Below are 16,889 nucleotides of genomic sequence, written 5' to 3'. Positions count from 1 at the left end.
AACGCCCTGGTGCCGGATCAGCCCGCCGTCGCCTGGACCGCCGCGCGGCCCGCGGCACGGCCGCTGAACAGGCAGCCGCCGAGGAACGTGCCCTCGAGCGCGTTGTAGCCGTGTACCCCGCCGCCGCCGAAGCCGGCCAGTTCGCCGGCCGCGTACAGGCCGGGGATGATCTCGCCGTCGGCCCCGACGACCCGCGAGTCCAGGTCGGTCTGCACGCCGCCGAGGGTCTTGCGGGTCAGGATGTTGAGCTTCACGCCGATCAGCGGGCCGGCCGCCGGGTCCAGGATCCGGTGCGGCGTGGCGGTGCGGCCGAGCCGGTCGCCGAGGTAGCGGCGGGAGTTGCGTATGCCCTGGACCTGCGCGTCCTTGCTGAACGCGTTCGCCACCTGGAGGTCGCGCGCTTCGATCTGGCGGCGGATCAGCTCGGCGTCGAGCAGCGGCCGCTCGGTCAGCCCGTTCATCTTCACCACCAGCTCGTCGAGCTCGCGGGCGACCGCGAAGTCGGCGCCGTGCTCCATGAACGCGGCCACCGGCCCGGGCGCGCCCTTGCCCAGCACACGCTCGCGCAGGAAGGCCTTGCGGTCCTTCGAGGTGATGTCCGGGTTCTGCTCCGAGCCGGAGAGCGCGAACTCCTTCTCGATGATCTTCTCGGTCAGGATGAACCAGGAGTGGTCGTGCTCCGCGATCGCCGGGTCCGAGCGCAGGTGGCCCAGTGTGCCCAGGGTGTCGTAGCCCGGCAGGTAGGGCGCGGGCAGGCGGCGGCCGATGGCGTCGAACCACATCGAGGACGGGCCGGGCAGGATCCGGATGCCGTGGCCGGGCCAGACCGGGCTCCAGTTGCGCAGGCCCTCGGTGTAATGCCACATCCGGTCGCGGTTGACCAGCCGGGCGCCGGCCCGCTCGCTGATCTCCAGCATCCGGCCGTCGACGTACGCGGGTACGCCGGTGACCATCGACGTCGGCGGCTTGCCGAGGCGGGCCGGCCAGTGCCGGCGGACGAGGTCGTGGTTGGCGCCGATGCCGCCGGTGGTGAGGATGACGGCCTGGGCGGTGAGTTCGAAGTCGGCGACCTCGTCCCGGTTGGAGCTCACGCCGCGGGCCGCCTCGTCGGGCGCGAGCACCTTGCCGCGCACGCCGCAGGCCACACCGTCAGTGACCACGAGGTCGTCGACGCGGTGGCGGTGATGGAACGTCAGCAGCCCGCCGGCCGTGGCCTGCCGGGCGTAGCGGACGAAGGGCTCGACCACGCCGGTGCCGGTGCCCCAGGTGATGTGGAAGCGCGGGACGGAGTTGCCGTGGCCGTCCGCCCGCAGGTCCCCGCGCTCGGCCCAGCCGACGGTGGGCAGGAAGGTCAGGCCGTGGCCCAGCAGCCAGGACCGCTTCTCCCCCGCCGCGAACTCGACGTAGGCCCGGGCCCAGCGCACCGCCCAGGAGTCCTCGTCCTCGCGCCGGTCGAACTGGGCGCTGCCCAGCCAGTCGGCCCAGGCCAGGTCGAAGGAGTCGTGCACGCCGAGCCGGCGCTGCTCGGGCGTGTCGACGAGGAACAGGCCGCCGAAGGACCAGAAGGCCTGGCCGCCGAGGTTCGCCGCGTTCTCCTGCTCGACCAGCGCGACCCTGCGGCCGCGCGAGGTGAGCTCATGGGCCGCCGTGAGGCCGGCGAGCCCGGCTCCGACGATGATGACGTCAGCGTCCATGGGCGGTGTCCTTCGTGGTGGGGGCGGACAGGAGCGTGCTGAGCAGGTTCCGCAGCCAGGCGCGGGCGGCGGCGGTGTCGCCGTCGAGCAGCAGCTGCACGGTCACCCCGTCGTAGACGGCGACGACCGCGGCCGCGGCGGCGTCCGCGTCGCCGAGGAGCGGGGGCGAGGGGCGGTGCGCGGCCATCTCGCGCAGCCGGGCGGCGACCGCCTCGCGCAGCGCGGCGCGGTGCCGGGCGAGGACCTCGGCGACGGCCGGGCGGCGGGCGGCGTGCAGCAGGAACTCGGTCTTGACCAGCAGCCAGTCCCGGTCGAGCAGCAGGACCTCGGTGACCCGGGCGACGAGCTCGTCCGTCGGCGGCTCGGCGGCGCCCTCGACCGGGGCCAGGGACGCGGCGAGCTGACCGGCGATCAGCTTGGCCCGGTCGTCGTAGAGGGCGAAGAAGAGCTCGTCGAGGTCGGTGAAGTTCGAGTAGAACGCGCCGCGGCTGTATCCGGCGGCGTCGCACACGGACTCGATCGAGGCCTGGCCGAAGCCGGTGGCGGCGAAGACCTCGAAGGCGGCGTCGAGCAGCCGGGCCCGGGTCTGCGCGCGGCGCCGGGTGACCCGCGCCGCGGGGGCGGGGGCGGGAACGGTCGCCGTGGCCATACGCCCTCGATTCGATACGCCGGTGTATCCGATACGGCAATGTATCAAACGGGCGCGGGCCCGACCAGGGTCTTCGGCGCCGTCTCCAGCGCCCTATCCGGCACACGGCTCCGGCGCGCGGCCCCCGCTAGCCGCCCAGGCCGCTGAGCCGGGAGAGCGTGTAGATCAGCAGCCCGGCCAGGGCGCCCACCACGGTGCCGTTGATCCGGATGAACTGCAGGTCCCGGCCGACCTGGATCTCGATCTTGCGCGAGGTCTCCTCGCCGTCCCAGGCGTTGACGGTGTCGGTGATCAGGGCCGTGATCTCGTCCCGATAGGTCGTCACCACGTGCACGGCCGCCTGCTCGACCCAGCCGTCGGCCCGTTCCCGCCACTCGCCGTCCCGGCCGAGCCGCTGCCCGACCGAGACGATGGCGTCGCGCAGCCGCAGCCGCAGCTCCCCGCCCTCGTCGGTGAATCCGGCCAGCACGATCCGGCGCAGCTCGTCCCAGGCCGCCGTCGCCGCCCGCTGGGTGGCCGGGTGCTCGAGCAGCTCCTGCTTGAGCCGATCCGCCCGGGCCATGGTGTCCGGGTCCTTACGCAGGTCCTCGGCCAGCTTCGCCAGGTAGGAGTCGATCGCGCGGCGCACCACGTGGTTCGGGTCCTCGCGCACGGCCTGGCTCGCGCGCAGCAGTTCGCGGTAGATCCGGCGGGCCATCCGGTCGTCGAGGAACCGCGGGGTCCACCCGGGCGCGCGGCTCTCCACCGCGATCTCGACCGCCTCGGGATGCGCCTGGAGCCATTGCTGGGCGCGTTCGGCCAGCAGGTCCACGATCGGCTTGTGCGCGCCGGATTCGGTCAGCCGGGCCAGCAGCCGCCCGGCCGGCGGACCGGCCGGGGTGCGGCCGAGGCCCCGGGTGACCGTGTCGGTCAGGGCCTGACGCACCTTCACGTCGTCGAGCACCGAGAGCGAGCCGCGCACCAGCCCGGAGGCCTCGACCGCGAGCCGGTCGGCGTGCTCCGTGTCGGCCAGCCAGCTGCCGAGCCGCCCGGCCAGGCCCACCGCGCGCAGCCGGGTGCGCACCACCGAGCCGGCCAGGAAGTTCTCGCCGACGAACTCGCCGAGCGACCGGCCGAGCGCCTCCTTGCGCCGCGGGATGATCGCGGTGTGCGGGATGGGCAGCCCGAGCGGGTGGCGGAACAGCGCGGTCACCGCGAACCAGTCGGCGGTCGCGCCGATCATCGCGGCCTCGGCGGCCGCCTCCACATAGCCGGCCCAGCCGGCGCCGCGGCCGCTCTGCCAGCGGGCCAGCACGTAGACGGCCGTGGCGACCACCAGAGCGGCGCTCGCCACGGCCTTCATCCGGCGCAGGCCGCGCAGCTTCTCGGCTTCCGAGGGTGACAGGGCTCTCACCCGATCATTGTCCCCCGGTTCGCGCGTGAACGGCGTGAGCCTCGGGCCGGTGGCGGGTCAGCAGGCGCCGTTGTCGTTCCAGGCACCGGAGGAGCCGCCGGGCGCCTCGTTGTAATTCCACTGGTTGGCCGTCCAGTTGTGGCCGTTGTAGGAGACCTTGGCGCCCGAGGTGTACGCGGTGGTCGAGCTCCACGCCGTCGCGCAACTGCCACCGCCGCTGCCGCCGGTCGACGAGGGCGAGGCCGAGGCGGACGGCTGCGAGGTGGTCGGCGAGGACGTCACCGGCGGGGTGGCGCCGGCGAACTCGGCGTCGTACTTGGTGAAGTCCCAGCTGTTCTGGGTGACCGAGGAGCAGGTGCCCGAGAGCGTGCCGTTGTTGTCCGGCGGGCTGCACTCGCGGTCGCGGTTGACCGACCAGAACGAGTACCGGCCGAGGCCCACGCTCTCGGCCCAGCTCAGCACGCTCTGGAAGTCGGACTGGTAGAAGTACTCGGCCGAGTCGGTGCGCCCGTTCATCGAGGAGACGCCCTCGTGCGCGTACGCGGTGGCCGAGCTCCAGCCGAAGGTCGAGGTCAGGATGCCGTTGAACGACTGCAACGCGCTGATCTGGCTGGACGCGCCGCTGAAGCCGCCGTCGAAGGGCATGATCGTGTAGTCGTTCGGGGTGAAGCCGAGGGTCTTGGCCTCGTCCAGCAGCTGCTCGCCGAACCAGCCGGTGCCCGAGGTGGTGCCCGGGATGGTGACCGAGATGTAGAGCCCGGCGTTGTTGTGCTGCAGGATCTGCGCCGCGCCGAGTTCGTTGGCGATGGCCGAGGAGCTCTCGTATTCGGGCTCTTCCAGGTCCAGGTCGATCGCGTGCAGGCCGTAGGCGCTGATCACGCTCTGCTCGGCCGCGGCGGTGGCCGAGGCACTGCCGCAGACCTGGCCGAGCTTGGTGCCGTTGTAGCCGCCGAAGGAGACGGACACGTCGCCGCCGGCCGCCCGCAGGGCGCTGATCTGGCTGCCCACCGCGTCCGAGGAGGAGACCGTGGACGAGCCGCCGTCCCAGGCCGGGGCGCAGCTGCTGCCGTTCTCGGCGAGCACGAAGGCGAGCACGAACGCCTTCTCGCCGGTGGCCGCGAGCACCGAGGTGAGGCTCGGCGGGTTGTTGTCCAGCGGCATGTCGTACGGAGCCGAGGCGTACCAGTTGCTGCTGAGCGCGGTCGCGGCGTAGGCCGTCGACGTGGAGAGCGTGACGCCGGCGACGGTGCCGGCGGCCAACAGGGCCGTGCTGGAGGCCGCGGCGATCGCGGCCCGGTATCTGCGCACTGATCTGCTCCTTCACGTGGGTGTGGAAGGTGTTCCGCCGCCGTGCGCCGTTCCGGGCGCCGCCGCCGGCCCCCCTGAGCCGTGAGAATGGACTAGACCAGATGCACTGTCAAGAGACCCGTGGCCGTGGCCTGACACACCGTCCGCGAGCGGCCCGCGCGCACGTGGATCAGTCCAGTCCGCACGGTGGCGCGCAGGGGTTCCACGGCCTGGTTCAGTCGGCCGCGCGAGCCTCGTCCTTGCGTTGATCGTGCCGCGCGATGCACGGGTTGACAGTGGTGCCGAGCGCGCAGGCGACGGCGTCGTCCAAGGCGAGACCCAGGCCACGTTCATACAAATCCTGATACCGCTCCGGCCCCAGCGCCCCCTGGGCCAGATCGAGGCACTTCACGTGCGCGGCGCCGAAGTAGACCGAGCCGAAAAGCGGTGTGCCGACCGTCTTCCACACCCGCCCGGCCGCTCCCTGCAGCACCGCGGCGTGGTCGCACTCCCCCGCGTTCGCGGCGCACAGGGCGAGCAGCTCGATCGGCAGCACGATGCCGATCAGGTCGTGGAAGGAGTGGTTGATGCGCAGGCACTCGCGGGCCAGTTCGGCGGCGCGGTCCGGCTCGGCGTGGGTGAAGGCGATGAAGGCGAGCACGTACAGCGCGTACGACTTGGCCCAGCGTTCGCCGTACTCCTCGCACAGCGCGACCGCCTGCTCGCACAGCCGGGTGGCGCGGTCGAGTTCGCCGGTGAAGGCCGCGGCCATGGCCAGCTCCACCCAGCCCATGATCACGTTGCTGTTGACCTCGCCGAGGGCGCAGTAGCGGTCCAGCGCCTCGGCGAACAGGGCCGCGGCCCTGGCGTGCCGGTCGCCGATGAGGGCGGCGCAGCCGAGCCGGTGCACCGCGTACGCCTCGGCCCGCTCGTCCCCCTCCACCTTGGCCAGCGCCCGGCATCGGATCAGCATGCTGATGGCGAGGGGCAGATCTCCCTGCAGCACCGAGATATAGCCGATCACCCACAGCGCCTTGGTGGTGGCCGGCCCGGCCCCGGGAGCCGTCGCGGCGTCCAGGGCGCGGTGCAGGAAGCGCCGCCCCTCGGCCAGATGCCCGGCGCCGACCCAGAAGAACCAGAGCGTGCCGGCCAGGTCGAGCGCGCTCTCGCCGTCGTCGAACTCGCCCAGGCTCAGCTCGAGCGCGGCCCGGATGTTCTCGTGCTCCAAGGTCATCCGGGCGAACCAGCCGGCCTGGTCCGGCCCGAACCAGGCCTGCTCGCCGCGCCGGGCCAGCCGCAGGTAGTGGTCGCGCAGCCGCTGCCGCGCGGTCGCGCTCTGGCCCAGCTCGGTCAGCCAGCGCGCGCCGTATTCGCGGATCGTGTCGAGCATCCGGTAGCGCGGGGCGCCGGCCGGGCCGTTGCGGATCAGCAGGGACTTCGCGACCATCCGGGTCAGCACCTCGTGCACCGCGTCGGCCGGCAGCCACTCGTCGGCGCACACGGCCCGCGCGGCCTGCACGTCGAAAGCCCCGGGGAAGACCGAAAGCCGGGCCCAGGCCAGCCTTTCGTCGCTGCCGCACAGCTCATGGCTCCAGCCGACCGTGGTCAGCAGCCGCTGATGCCGGTCCGGCACGCCGCGCTCGCCGGCCGGCTCCCCCTCCTCCGGCCGGTGCAGCAGGACGAAGCGGTCCTCGAGCCGGTCCAGGATCTGCTGCGGTGTCAGGGTCCTGGTCCGCACGGCGGCGAGCTCGATCGCGAGCGGGATCCCCTCGAGCCGGTCGCAGACCAGTGCGACCTGCGCGCGGTTCTCGGCCGTGACGGCGAAGTCGGGGGTGACCGCGGCCGCCCGGGCCACGAACAGCTGCACCGCCTCCGAGAGCGCCGCGGGGGCTTCGCCCTCGCCCGGCTCGCGCACGCCCACCGGCCCCGGCGGCGGCTCCGGCCGCGGCGGGTCGAGCGAGAGCGGGGCGAGGCGCAGCGTCTGCTCGCCGACCGCGCCGAGGGACTGGCGGCTGGTGGCCAGCACGGTCAGCCGCGGCGCCCCGCGCAGCAGCCGCTCGACCAGGTCCGCGCAGGCGTCGACCAGATGTTCGCAGGTGTCGAGGATGAGCAGCAGCCGGCGGTCGGCCAGATGGTCCACGAGCACGTCCAGCGGCGGCCGGGTGGTCTGGTCGACCAGCCGCACCGCCGCGGCCACGGTGTAGGCGAGCAGATCGGCGTCGGCGACGGCGGAGAGCCGCACCAGCCAGACCCCGTCCCGGAACCGGCCCGCCGCGCGCGCGGCCGCGGCCAGGGCCAGCCGGGACTTGCCCACCCCGCCGACGCCGGTGATCGTCACCAGCCGGGAGGCGGACAGCAGGGCACTGAGTTCGTCCAGTTCGGCCCGGCGGCCGATGAAACTGGTCGTGCCGACGGGCAGATTGCCCTTCGGTCCCCCGACGCCGTCCACCCTCACCCCGACTACTCCGGCTGTGTGTCCATTCTCCCGCACGAGCTTAGGCCGCGGCCGCCCGCGCCGCGCCCTTTCGGCGCCGAGTTGACCCGTTCCAGTGAAAATACACAAGTTTTCACGCCCCCTCCGCGCGCACCGGCGCAGGTCGCCGACGCGGCCCGGGCGCGCCCCGGCGAGATCGCTGGACGTCCGAGGGCTGATCAGTAGACTGACGGCGCTCTTCGAAACATCCGAGCTCAGGCCGCCGAAGACGGCCGGAAGCCAGGGAGGACCCGTGGCCGACCGCATCGCCCCCACCCGCACTCGCCGCAAGCTCACCGCGGGGGCCGCCGCCGGCTCGTGCGCCCTCCTGCTCGCCCTGGCCGCGTCGGCCTGCACCGGCGACCACGCCAACGCGAACGACGCCGCCGGCCGGCCCAAGGCCGGCCCGACCGCGAGCCAGGTCGGCACGGTCGACGTCAATGCCTCGGACGCCCCGGTCGTCCAGCCGTCGCTGCACCCCGGCAGCCCCGTCCCCACCGACTACCGCGCGCTTCCGGCCACCCGGCAGCTGACCGTGGCCTGGGACTGGTCGAACTGGCTCAACCACGCCCACAGCGTGGCCGGTCCGAAGTCCACCCAGAACGACTGGCAGGACCCTGCGGAGACCTACAACTCCTGGCGCTGGACCACCGACCAGATAGGCCAGCTGGAGGTGGGCGTGCAGACGCTGCTTCCCAACGGCATGCCGGAGCCGACCTGCTCCGCGCAGAACTTCGAGCCGACGAGCGCCGCCGCGGTGACTCAGATCACGAACACGCTGCTGCTGTGCGTGCAGACCGGCCTCTCCGGCGCATCCGAGTCCGACGCCGAAGCCTGGCTGCGCGCGCAGATCGGGCCCGAGCTCAAGCAGATCAACGGCCTGACGGACGGCCGGCAGACCGTCTCGGCCACCCCGGCCTTCGGCTCGGCCACGTACTTCCTCAGCACCCACTACACGCCCGGCTACGGCTACGTCATGTCGCTGCAGGTGTGGTGATCCGGCCGGTCGCCGGAACCGCGGAGCACGATCTAGGCTGGGCCGCGTGACGGTTGCGACTCAGGTGATCATGCTCAACGGCGGCTCGAGTTCGGGCAAGTCCGGCATCGCGCGGTGCCTGCAGGCCGTACTGCCCGAACAGTGGCTGGCGTTCGGGACCGACTCGCTGATCGAGGCCATGCCGGCGCGGATGAGCACCTCCGCCGACGGGATCGTGCTCGCGGCGGACGGCGAGGTCAGCGTCGGGCCCGAGTTCCGCGCGTTGCAGGCGGCGTGGCGCGAGGGCATCGCGACGATGGCGCGCGAGGGCGCGAAAATCATCATCGACGACGTCTTCCTCGGCGGCGCGGGGACTCAGCAGGAGTGGCGCAAGGTCTTGGCCGACGTGCGCGTCGCCTGGATCGGCGTGCACTGCGAAATGGCCGTCGCGACCGGCCGCGAGCTCGCCCGCGGGGACCGCGTGGCGGGGATGGCCGCATCGCAGGCGGATTCGGTGCACGAGGGTGTGCGCTACGACCTCGAAGTCGACACCACACACACCGAGTCGCTGGACTGCGCCCGCGCCATCGCCGCCTCCATCAGCTGACCCCCGAAGGTCACTCGCCGCGCTTCTGCTCGGCGCGGCGCGGGATCGTGCGGTCCAGCAGCGCCATCAGGCCGGTCAGCACGCCGATGCCGGAGATCACGTAGGCCACGGAGTGCAGGCCGTGGTCGGTTGCGCTGCTGCCGAAGGCGATGGCGATCAAGCTCGAGGAGAAGATCGCGCCGAAGTAGGTGAACGTCCGGTACAGACCGGAGGCCACCGCGATGTCCTTCGCGCTCGACTGCAGGTAGAGCGTCGCCTGGTTCGCGTATCCGCTGAACCCGTTGGCGAATCCGAACAGCAGCGACATGCCGATCAGGAGCAGGACGGGTGAGCTGTGCGTGATCGTGAGCATGACCACGCCGGTCAGCACCAGGCACACGCCGGTCAGCACCAACGGCACCTTCACCCAGCCCTTGGTGGACACCATCCGCGCGAGCACGACGCTGACGCCCGAGAGCGGCAGCAGGATCAGGCCCACCTGGGACGCCGAGTAGTGGGCCGCGCCCTCCATCCACTGGCTCAGGCCGTAGAGCGCGGTGTACGTGCCCAACGACGCGAGCGTCTGGCGGATGTAGGTACGCAGCACGCGCGGGTTGCGGGCCAGCATGCGCACGTCGATCAGCGGCTTCGAGGCCCGGCGCTCCCAGCCGATCAGCACGCCCGCCAGCACCAACGCCGTGGCCAGCAGCCACCAGCGCGGCTGACCGAGCCCGGAGAGGAAAACCAGCACGCCGACGATCGTGGCGGCGAACAGGGCGATGCCGACCACGTCCACGGTGGTCGCCAGCGAGCGGTGTTCCACCTGCCGGCGGCCCTCGCGCGGCACCCCGATCAGCGTGCACACCAGCGTCAGCAGGGCCAGCGGCACGTTCACCAGGAACAGCGCGCGCCAGCCGAAGGCGCCGGCCAGCACGCCGCCGAGCGGCAGCCCGACCACGATGGTGACCTGCGAGGCGATCGAGAAGTTGCCCAGTACCCGGCTCGGCACACCGGTGCCGAGCTCGTCGGCGCGCTTGCGCACCAGCGCCATCGCGGTCGGATACGCGGCCGAGGTGCCCACGCCGATCAGCGCCCGGGAGACCACGAGGAAGCCGAAGGCCGGCGCGGCCGCGCCGAGCACGCCGCCGAGCAGCAGGATCGAGACGCCGACCAGGAACACCCGGCGCGCGCCGAAGACGGTGGCCAGCTTGCCCATGGTCGGCTGCATCACCGCGCTGCACAGGTACAGCACGGAGATGAGCGTGGCGGTGGTGCCGGGGCCCTTGTGGAAGTCCACGCCGATGCCCACCAGCCCGGTGGCGATCATCGAGCTGTTGATCGGGTTGAGACTGGAGCCGAGCAGCAGAGGGCTGATGAACCGCCAGCCGAAGGGCTTGCCCCGGCCGGGTTCCCGGCCGGAGTCCTCGCCGGGCGCGGGCGTCTCGGGCCGCGCGGCGGTGGCCGCTGTCATCGTTGCCCGCTTTCGAGCAGCCGCAGCAGTTCGTCGGTGGTGCCGGTCTCGGCGATGCGCGGGAAGACCTTGGCGACGGAGTGGTCGTGTTTCTCCAGCACGCTGTCGGTCATGGCGTCGACCGGCAGGCTGACGTGGAAGCCGTCCTCGTGCGCGGTGCGGGCGGTGGACTCGACGCCGGAGCCGGTGGCGATGCCGGCGATGACGACCTGGGTGACGCCGGCGCCGCGCAAAGTCTCGGTCAGGCCGGTGCCGGAGAAGGCGCCGCGCGCGTACTTGGTCACCAGGATGTCGCTGGGCTGCACGTCGAGTTCGTCGATCAGCGCGGTCCAGCCGTCCGGGAAGGCGCGGCGCGCCGCTGCGCCGCCGTTCTCATCGGTGCGACCGGGGGGCGAGCCGGCCACGTTGACCAGCACGACCGGCAGGTTGCGGCTGCGGAACTCGCGCACGAGGCGGACCGAGTTGTCCACCACCCCGCTGCCGGCATGGGCCAGCGGCAGATCGACGATGCCCCGCTGCAGGTCGATCACGATCAGCGCGGTGGTCGGGTCGATGGCGGTGAAGGCCATGGTCTTTTCCTCTCAGTGTTCCGGGGCAGCCGGGCACGCCCGACGGCGGCCGGCGCGGGGACGCGGACGCGACGGCGGGCGGGGACGCGGGAAGTCGGTGGTGGATCGGGTTGCGGGCGCGGCTAGGCCTGGCCGAGCCGCCGCAGCAGCGGGACGACCTCGGCCACCTGGGCGATCTGCTCAGGCGTGAGGGTCGCCACGAGCGCCGAGGTCAGCCAGTCCTCTTTGGCCAGCCGGCCGGTGCGGAACTCCTCCCGCGCCTTCTCGGTCAGGCTCAGCACCGTCTTGCGCCCGTCCCGCGGGTCGGGCGCGCCGGCGACCAGCCCGAAGGACTGGAGCGCGGCGACGATGGCGGCCATCGACTGCGGCCGCATCCCCTGCGCCTTGGCCAGCTCGGTCGCGGTGGCGGAGCCGAGCGTCTCGAGCAGGCCGAGGACCGTGGACTGGGACTTGGTCAGGTCGCTGCCGGGGGCCTGCTCGCGCAGGCGGCGCAGCAGCTGCACCACGACCAGCCGCAGGTCAGCCGCGACCGCGCCCACCTCGACGTCGCCGTCGGCGTGCGCGGTGCTCGTGGCCGGGCGGCCCTCGTCCCTCTCGTCCATGCCTTCAAGATTACTACTTCCACAGTGAACTGTACAGTTAACTGTAGATCTTCGGCCGTCGCGAGCGGGACGAGGGCCTTCAGTCAGCCCCTCGGTTGTTCAGGTTGCTCCACGGGCTCCTATCGTCCGAGGTAGGAGGAGAGGTAGGCCCGGGTGGGGGTGCCGACGCCGGTGACGTCGTCGTACCCGGGGGTCGCGGCGAGCGACTCGTCCCGCGCGAAGGTGACCGCCGTATCGACGAACACTCCCGTCGCGAAATCGAGCGACTCGTCTGCCATCGCGATCGTCGTTCCGGGCCCGAAGGGCTGGTCGGTGACGTCGCGGAAGGCGGGGGAACGGTAACGCCGGTAGATCGCCGGATCGGCGAACCCGAGCGGGATGCCGCCCTCGGCCTGTTCGGCGTCGGCCTGGATCCCGGCGATCAGCGGAGTGGCGAGGCTGGTTCCGCCGGCCCGGCCCTCGAGGTATTGCGGTGCGACCCCGGGGACGAGCGAAATGGTCAGGCCGATGAGCATCCCGGTGTCAGGGTCGGCGTCCGCGGCGATGTCGGGTATCTCCCGCATCGGCGTGCTCGCGCCGGCGGCGGTGCTGAGCCGGCCGGGCACGACACCGCGCTGGTAGGCCGGCTGGTCGAACAGGGCGCTTCGTCCGCCGCCCGAACCGCCCGCGAAGCTCCCGGGCAGAGGAGCCCAGGTCCCGTCCGACGACAACGACGCGGACAGGCTTCCCCAGCCGGTCTCCCAGCGGTAGCCGCCCGAGCGGCCGAGGGCGAGGCTGGTGCCGCCGACGCTGACGACCCACGGGTCGCTCGCCGGATACTGCACCGCCGCCGTACCGTCGGCGGTGGCCGTCGAGAAGTCGCCGCTGTCCCCGGCGGAGAAGTAGAACCCGATCCCCTCGACCGCGCCCTGCTCCATGACCCGGTCGAACGCCGTGATCAGATCGGGCGGGAGCTGCTGCTCGATACCCAGGTGCCAGGAGTCGCTGACGATGTCGGCCAGGTGGCCGTCGACGACGCGGGTCTCCGCGTCCAGCGCGCCGTCCAGAGAACCGCAGTCCGCGCCGACGTAGACGAGATCGGCACCGGGCGCCATCGTGTGCACGGCGTCGACGTCGAGCGTCGACTCGGAGGCCGGCCCCGAGGGGCAGGACGTGGCGATGTCCGAGGGCAGATTCTCCGTGAACTGGCCGGAGCGCAGTTCCGGCAGCCCGTTGTTCTCGCTGTACGTATCCAGGTCCTGCTCCAGGGTCGGCGCGTCCCCCGCGTCGACCACGGCGATGGTGACGCCGCGTCCGGTCAGCCCCGAACCCGCCACGCCGTAGGCGGATCGGAGCTGCGCGGGAGTGTACCCGCAGATGTCCCAGTCCAGCGTGCCGCCGTAGGCGGGCGGGAGCGTGGTGGCCTTTTCCTGGCCGTCGTAGGCGGCACAGGCGCCGACGTTCCCCGAGTCCGAGTCGGACGCGAGCGGGGTGAACCGGGTGTCGCCGGTCATGCCGACGGAATCAGTGGTCAGCCCACTGATCGTCAGCACGTCCGGGGCCACCGCGTCCGGCACGCTGACCGATGACGCGGGGGCCGACTCGAGCCCATGCGCGGTGCGGTAGCGGTGCACGGTCGTGCCGAACGCCGCAGTGATCTGCGACTCCGATCCGCTTGCGGCGACGTAGTGCGAATTCGTGGCGGTGACGCGCAGACCAGCTCCGCCGAGCCAGCCTTCGACGGTCGAGAGCTGCGCCGAGGTGGAGCCGAAGCGCGCTTCGAACTGGCTGGGCGTCAGGTAGCGGCGGTAATCCGCGTTCCCCGGCGTGGAGACGGCGAGCGCGTAGTCGGCGAGCCCGCCCGGGTCGGACCCGGCCAGGTAGACGCGGACGCTCTGGGTGGTGTCGGCCGGTACCGTGCCGGCGTCAGACGAAGTCGCCGCCCAGGAAGGACGCGTACCGGTCAGCGTGGTGCGCGCCGTGGCCGTACCGGCCAGGGCCGGCGGCGCGGCGAGCACGCTCGTCACCAGCGGCGTGACGACGGCGAGCGTTATGAGGACGGGACGGGTGGCACGTGATTTGTGCCGTGATAACTGCATGACGGACCTCTCTCGTGATCGGGGGAGGCCACATCAGGGTATTGCTCCCCCGGGGCGCTCCACTGTATCAGTGCTCATATTCGCGACTGCGGGCGGGGTGGGCGGCGAGCGCCGAACCCGCCGCGGCGCTGCGCGGGCGCCACCACGCCCGAGTCCCATCACACGCCCGCGACCAGGCCGGATGCGGTAGCGTAGGCGGGTGGCGAGTCCCGCGCAACCTGCCTCCCCATCCCGCACCGGCGTCGCCGAGCGCCTGCTCGCGCTGCTGGCCGCCTTCGACGCCGACCACCGCGAACTCACCCTCGCCGCACTGGCCCGCCGGGCCGATCTGCCGGCCGCCACGGCCCACCGTCTGGTCGGACAGCTCACCTCGTGGGGCGCGCTGGAGCCCTCGGAGCAGGGCCGCTACCGGATCGGGCTGCGGCTGTGGGAGGTGGCCTGCCTGGCGCCGCGCAGTTCCGGGCTGCGCCGCGCCGTCCTGCCGTTCCTGGAAGACCTTTACGAGACGACGCACGAGAACGTGCAGCTCGCCGTGCGCGACGGCGTCGACACCCTCTACGTCGAGCTGATCTCCGGCCGCTCGGCCGTAGTCGTGCGCACCACCGTCGGCTCGCGCTGGCCGCTGCACGCCACCGGCGTCGGGCTGGTCCTGCTCGCCTACGCCCCGGCGCCGGTGCAGCAGCAGGTGTGCGCGGCGCCGCTGGCCAGGTTCACCGCGCACACCATCGCCGATCCAGCCCGGCTGCGGGCCACGCTGGCCGAGGTCCGGCGGGCCGATGCCGCGGTGAGCGACCGTCAGATCACCGACGACGCGGTGTCGGTGGCCGCGCCGATCCGCGACGCGTCCGGCGCCGTCGTCGCCGCGCTCTCGCTCGTCGTGCCGGCCACGGCCAACCCGGCGCCGCTGATCCCCGCCGTGCGCATGGCCGCCCGCGGCAGTTCCCGGGCGCTCGGGTACGGCGTCTTCCACTCAGTGGAAGGGCCTCTTGCCGAGCAGGGCTGACCTCGCCGAACCTCTGCTGTGAGCAGACCCCACACCGTGGTGGGCGCGAGTGAAGGAGTCCGAAGTGGCCGCACCGAACATCCCGATCGTCCGCGACCAGTGGTACGTCGCCGCCTACGGCGGCGAGGTGACCCGCGAGTTCCTGGCCAGGACCATCTGCAACGAGCCGATCGTGTTCTACCGCAGCGAGGACGGCGCACCGGTCGCGCTCGCCGACCGCTGCGTGCACCGGCGTTTCCCGCTCTCGCAGAGCAAACTCGACGGCGACCGGGTCGTGTGCGGCTACCACGGTTTCACCTACGAGCCGAACGGCGCGTGCGTCTACGTGCCCGGACAGGAGCGGATTCCGCGCACCGCACGCGTGAATTCGTACCCGGTGGTGGAGCAGGACTCTTTCATCTGGGTCTTCATCGGGGACCCGAAGCTCGCCGAGGAGCGGCCGATCCCGCGCGCGCCCTGGCTCAACGCCGACTCGGGCTACGTCAGCGTCAGCGGCATGGAGCCGATCAGGAGCCGCTACAGCCTGCTGGTGGACAACCTGCTCGACCTGTCGCACGAGACCTACCTGCACGGCGGCTACATCGGCACGCCGGAGGTCGCCGAGACGCCGATCGAGACGACCGTCGACGAGCAGGCCGGCGTGGTCCGGGTCAGCAGGCGCATGGCCGACGCCGAGTGCCCGCCCTTCTACGCCAACTCCACCGGCCTGACGGACCGCATATCGCGCTGGCAGGACATCGAGTACCACGCCCCCTGCCTCTACCTGCTGCACAGCCGGATCGCGCCGGTCGGCTCGGTGCCGCGCCCGGACGGGACCGACCCGGAGGGCTTCCACACCGAGATCACCTACGCGATCACGCCGGAGACGGACAACTCGGTGCTCGACTTCTGGATGGTCTCGCGCGACTTCGCCCGCGACGACGCGCAGGTGACCGAGTTCATGGCCAAGTTCAACCACACCGTGGTGATGCAGGACGTCGATGCGCTCAACGTGCTCGAGGGCGTGATCGAGACCGAGCCCGAGGGCTTCCAGGAGCTCAGCATCAACATCGACGCGGGCGGACTGGCCGCGCGCAAGATGCTCAAGCGGATGGCCGAGGCTTCGGCGTGACGCCGGCGGAGCCGTCGGGCGAGGTGAAGGTCGTCGTCACAGAACGGGTCGAGGTGGCCGAGGGCGTCGTGGCGCTCACGCTCGCCGCGTTGGGCGGCGGGCCGCTGCCCGCGTGGAGCCCGGGCGCGCACATCGACCTGCGGCTGGGCGGCGACCTGGTCCGGCAGTACTCACTGTGCGGCGACCCGGCCGACGCCGAACACTGGCGCGTCGCCGTGCTGCGGGAGAGCGCCGGCCGGGGCGGCTCAGCGTTCGTACACGGTGAGCTGGCAGTCGGCACCACGCTCGCGGTTTCCGCTCCCCGCAACAACTTCGAGCTGCTGCCGGCCCGGCGGTACCTGTTCGTCGCGGGCGGCATCGGCATCACGCCGCTGCTGCCGATGATGGCCAAGGCGCAGGCGGACGGCGCGCAGTGGACCCTGCTCTACGGCGGCCGGACGCGCGCCTCGATGGCGTTCACCGAGGAGTTGTCGACGGCTCACGGGCCCCGGGTGCGGCTGCATCCGCAGGACGAGCACGGTCTGCTAGACCTGACGGCGCATCTGGCCGACCCGGACGAGGACACGCTGATCTACGCCTGCGGACCGGAGCCGATGCTGGCGGCGGTGGCGGACGCGTCGGCGCACTGGCCGTCCGGCGCGCTGCGCATCGAACGGTTCACGCCGGTCGAGGTCGGCGCGCCGGCCCGGGCCGGGTCGTTCGACGTGGTGCTGGAGCGCAGCGGGAAGCGGGTGACCGTGAAGCCGGGATGTTCGATCCTCGAGGCGGTCGAGATCGCCGGCGTCGATGTGCTCTCGTCCTGCCGCGAAGGCACCTGCGGCACCTGTGAAACCGTTGTGCTGGACGGCGTTCCGGAGCATCGCGACAGCCTGCTGACGGCGAACGAGCGCGCGAGCAACGAGATCATGTTCATCTGCGTCTCGCGCAGCCTGAGCCCGGAGCTGACGCTCGATCTCTGAGGTAAGCGCTTGCCATTTCCGGAGCGAAGATCGCTAGG

13 protein-coding genes and 1 pseudogene are annotated in these 16,889 nt (G+C 72.2%); 5 read left to right on the top strand and 9 right to left on the bottom strand.

The annotated features are described in order from the left end of the window. Window positions 1-17: 17 nt before the first annotated feature. From ACTRO_RS38055 to ACTRO_RS38035, 5 genes are all read right to left on the bottom strand, one after another. Window positions 18-1,694 carry an FAD-binding dehydrogenase gene (locus ACTRO_RS38055; protein ID WP_034271093.1) on the bottom strand — a complete coding sequence of 559 codons (1,677 nt, stop codon included), beginning with the start codon at window positions 1,692-1,694 and terminating at the stop codon, window positions 18-20. Next, window positions 1,684-2,343 carry a TetR/AcrR family transcriptional regulator gene (locus tag ACTRO_RS38050; protein WP_034271091.1) on the bottom strand — a complete coding sequence of 220 codons (660 nt, stop codon included), beginning with the start codon at window positions 2,341-2,343 and terminating at the stop codon, window positions 1,684-1,686. Before ACTRO_RS38050 ends, ACTRO_RS38055 begins: the two co-directional genes overlap by 11 nt. 127 nt (window positions 2,344-2,470) lie before the next feature. After that, entirely contained in the window at window positions 2,471-3,736 is a 1,266-nt protein-coding gene (locus tag ACTRO_RS38045) for a DUF445 domain-containing protein (protein WP_245594609.1), read from the bottom strand. 57 nt (window positions 3,737-3,793) lie between these two features. Continuing rightward, window positions 3,794-5,044 (bottom strand): chitinase, encoded by a 1,251-nt coding sequence (locus tag ACTRO_RS38040; RefSeq protein WP_034271085.1) that lies wholly within the window; start codon window positions 5,042-5,044, stop codon window positions 3,794-3,796. 214 nt (window positions 5,045-5,258) lie between these two features. Next, window positions 5,259-7,478: an ATP-binding protein gene (locus tag ACTRO_RS38035; protein WP_157436681.1), complete on the bottom strand. Its 2,220-nt coding sequence runs from the start codon at window positions 7,476-7,478 to the stop codon at window positions 5,259-5,261. Between the two features lie 271 nt (window positions 7,479-7,749). On the opposite strand from ACTRO_RS38035, the gene ACTRO_RS38030 reads away from it, so the two are divergent. Together ACTRO_RS38030 and cpt are read left to right on the top strand one after the other, a co-directional pair. Beyond that, the gene (locus ACTRO_RS38030; protein WP_034271083.1) at window positions 7,750-8,493 is read left to right on the top strand and encodes a hypothetical protein; all 744 of its coding nucleotides are present in this window, start codon (window positions 7,750-7,752) and stop codon (window positions 8,491-8,493) included. A gap of 70 nt (window positions 8,494-8,563) precedes the next feature. Beyond that, a complete protein-coding gene (gene cpt / locus ACTRO_RS38025; protein WP_034278608.1) occupies window positions 8,564-9,079 on the top strand; it encodes a chloramphenicol phosphotransferase CPT in 516 nt (171 codons plus the stop codon). A gap of 10 nt (window positions 9,080-9,089) precedes the next feature. Here cpt and ACTRO_RS38020 read toward each other — a convergent pair whose 3' ends face one another. The 4 genes from ACTRO_RS38020 to ACTRO_RS38005 all read right to left on the bottom strand — a co-directional run bounded on the left by ACTRO_RS38020 (window position 9,090) and on the right by ACTRO_RS38005 (window position 13,778). Next, window positions 9,090-10,529, bottom strand: a complete 1,440-nt coding sequence (locus ACTRO_RS38020) for an MFS transporter (RefSeq protein WP_063628146.1) — start codon at window positions 10,527-10,529, stop codon at window positions 9,090-9,092. After that, the gene (locus ACTRO_RS38015) at window positions 10,526-11,098 is read right to left on the bottom strand and encodes an isochorismatase family protein (protein ID WP_034271081.1); all 573 of its coding nucleotides are present in this window, start codon (window positions 11,096-11,098) and stop codon (window positions 10,526-10,528) included. Before ACTRO_RS38015 ends, ACTRO_RS38020 begins: the two co-directional genes overlap by 4 nt. A 122-nt stretch (window positions 11,099-11,220) precedes the next feature. Then, entirely contained in the window at window positions 11,221-11,700 is a 480-nt protein-coding gene (locus tag ACTRO_RS38010; RefSeq protein WP_084316849.1) for a MarR family winged helix-turn-helix transcriptional regulator, read from the bottom strand. A gap of 119 nt (window positions 11,701-11,819) precedes the next feature. Continuing rightward, complete coding sequence (locus ACTRO_RS38005; RefSeq protein ID WP_034271079.1) at window positions 11,820-13,778, bottom strand: S53 family peptidase; 1,959 nt, start codon at window positions 13,776-13,778, stop codon at window positions 11,820-11,822. 199 nt (window positions 13,779-13,977) lie between these two features. Here ACTRO_RS38005 and ACTRO_RS38000 point away from each other — a divergent pair, with 199 nt between their 5' ends. From ACTRO_RS38000 to ACTRO_RS37990, 3 genes and pseudogenes are all read left to right on the top strand, one after another. Further along, window positions 13,978-14,781, top strand: coding sequence for an IclR family transcriptional regulator (locus ACTRO_RS38000; RefSeq protein ID WP_034271076.1), 804 nt, complete (start codon window positions 13,978-13,980; stop codon window positions 14,779-14,781). Between the two features lie 65 nt (window positions 14,782-14,846). Next, window positions 14,847-15,892: pseudogene (locus ACTRO_RS37995) on the top strand (Rieske 2Fe-2S domain-containing protein); the annotation flags it as partial. Then, the gene (locus ACTRO_RS37990) at window positions 15,889-16,851 is read left to right on the top strand and encodes a PDR/VanB family oxidoreductase (RefSeq protein WP_034271074.1); all 963 of its coding nucleotides are present in this window, start codon (window positions 15,889-15,891) and stop codon (window positions 16,849-16,851) included. The pseudogene ACTRO_RS37995 and the gene ACTRO_RS37990, both read left to right, overlap by 4 nt. The last annotated feature ends 38 nt before the right edge of the window (window positions 16,852-16,889 follow it).

The sequence above is a fragment of the Actinospica robiniae DSM 44927 genome, assembly GCF_000504285.1.
In the GTDB taxonomy this organism is placed as follows: domain Bacteria; phylum Actinomycetota; class Actinomycetes; order Streptomycetales; family Catenulisporaceae; genus Actinospica; species Actinospica robiniae.
Note: the sequence above shows the minus strand (reverse complement) of the source record. Positions and strands in the feature narration are given on the sequence as shown.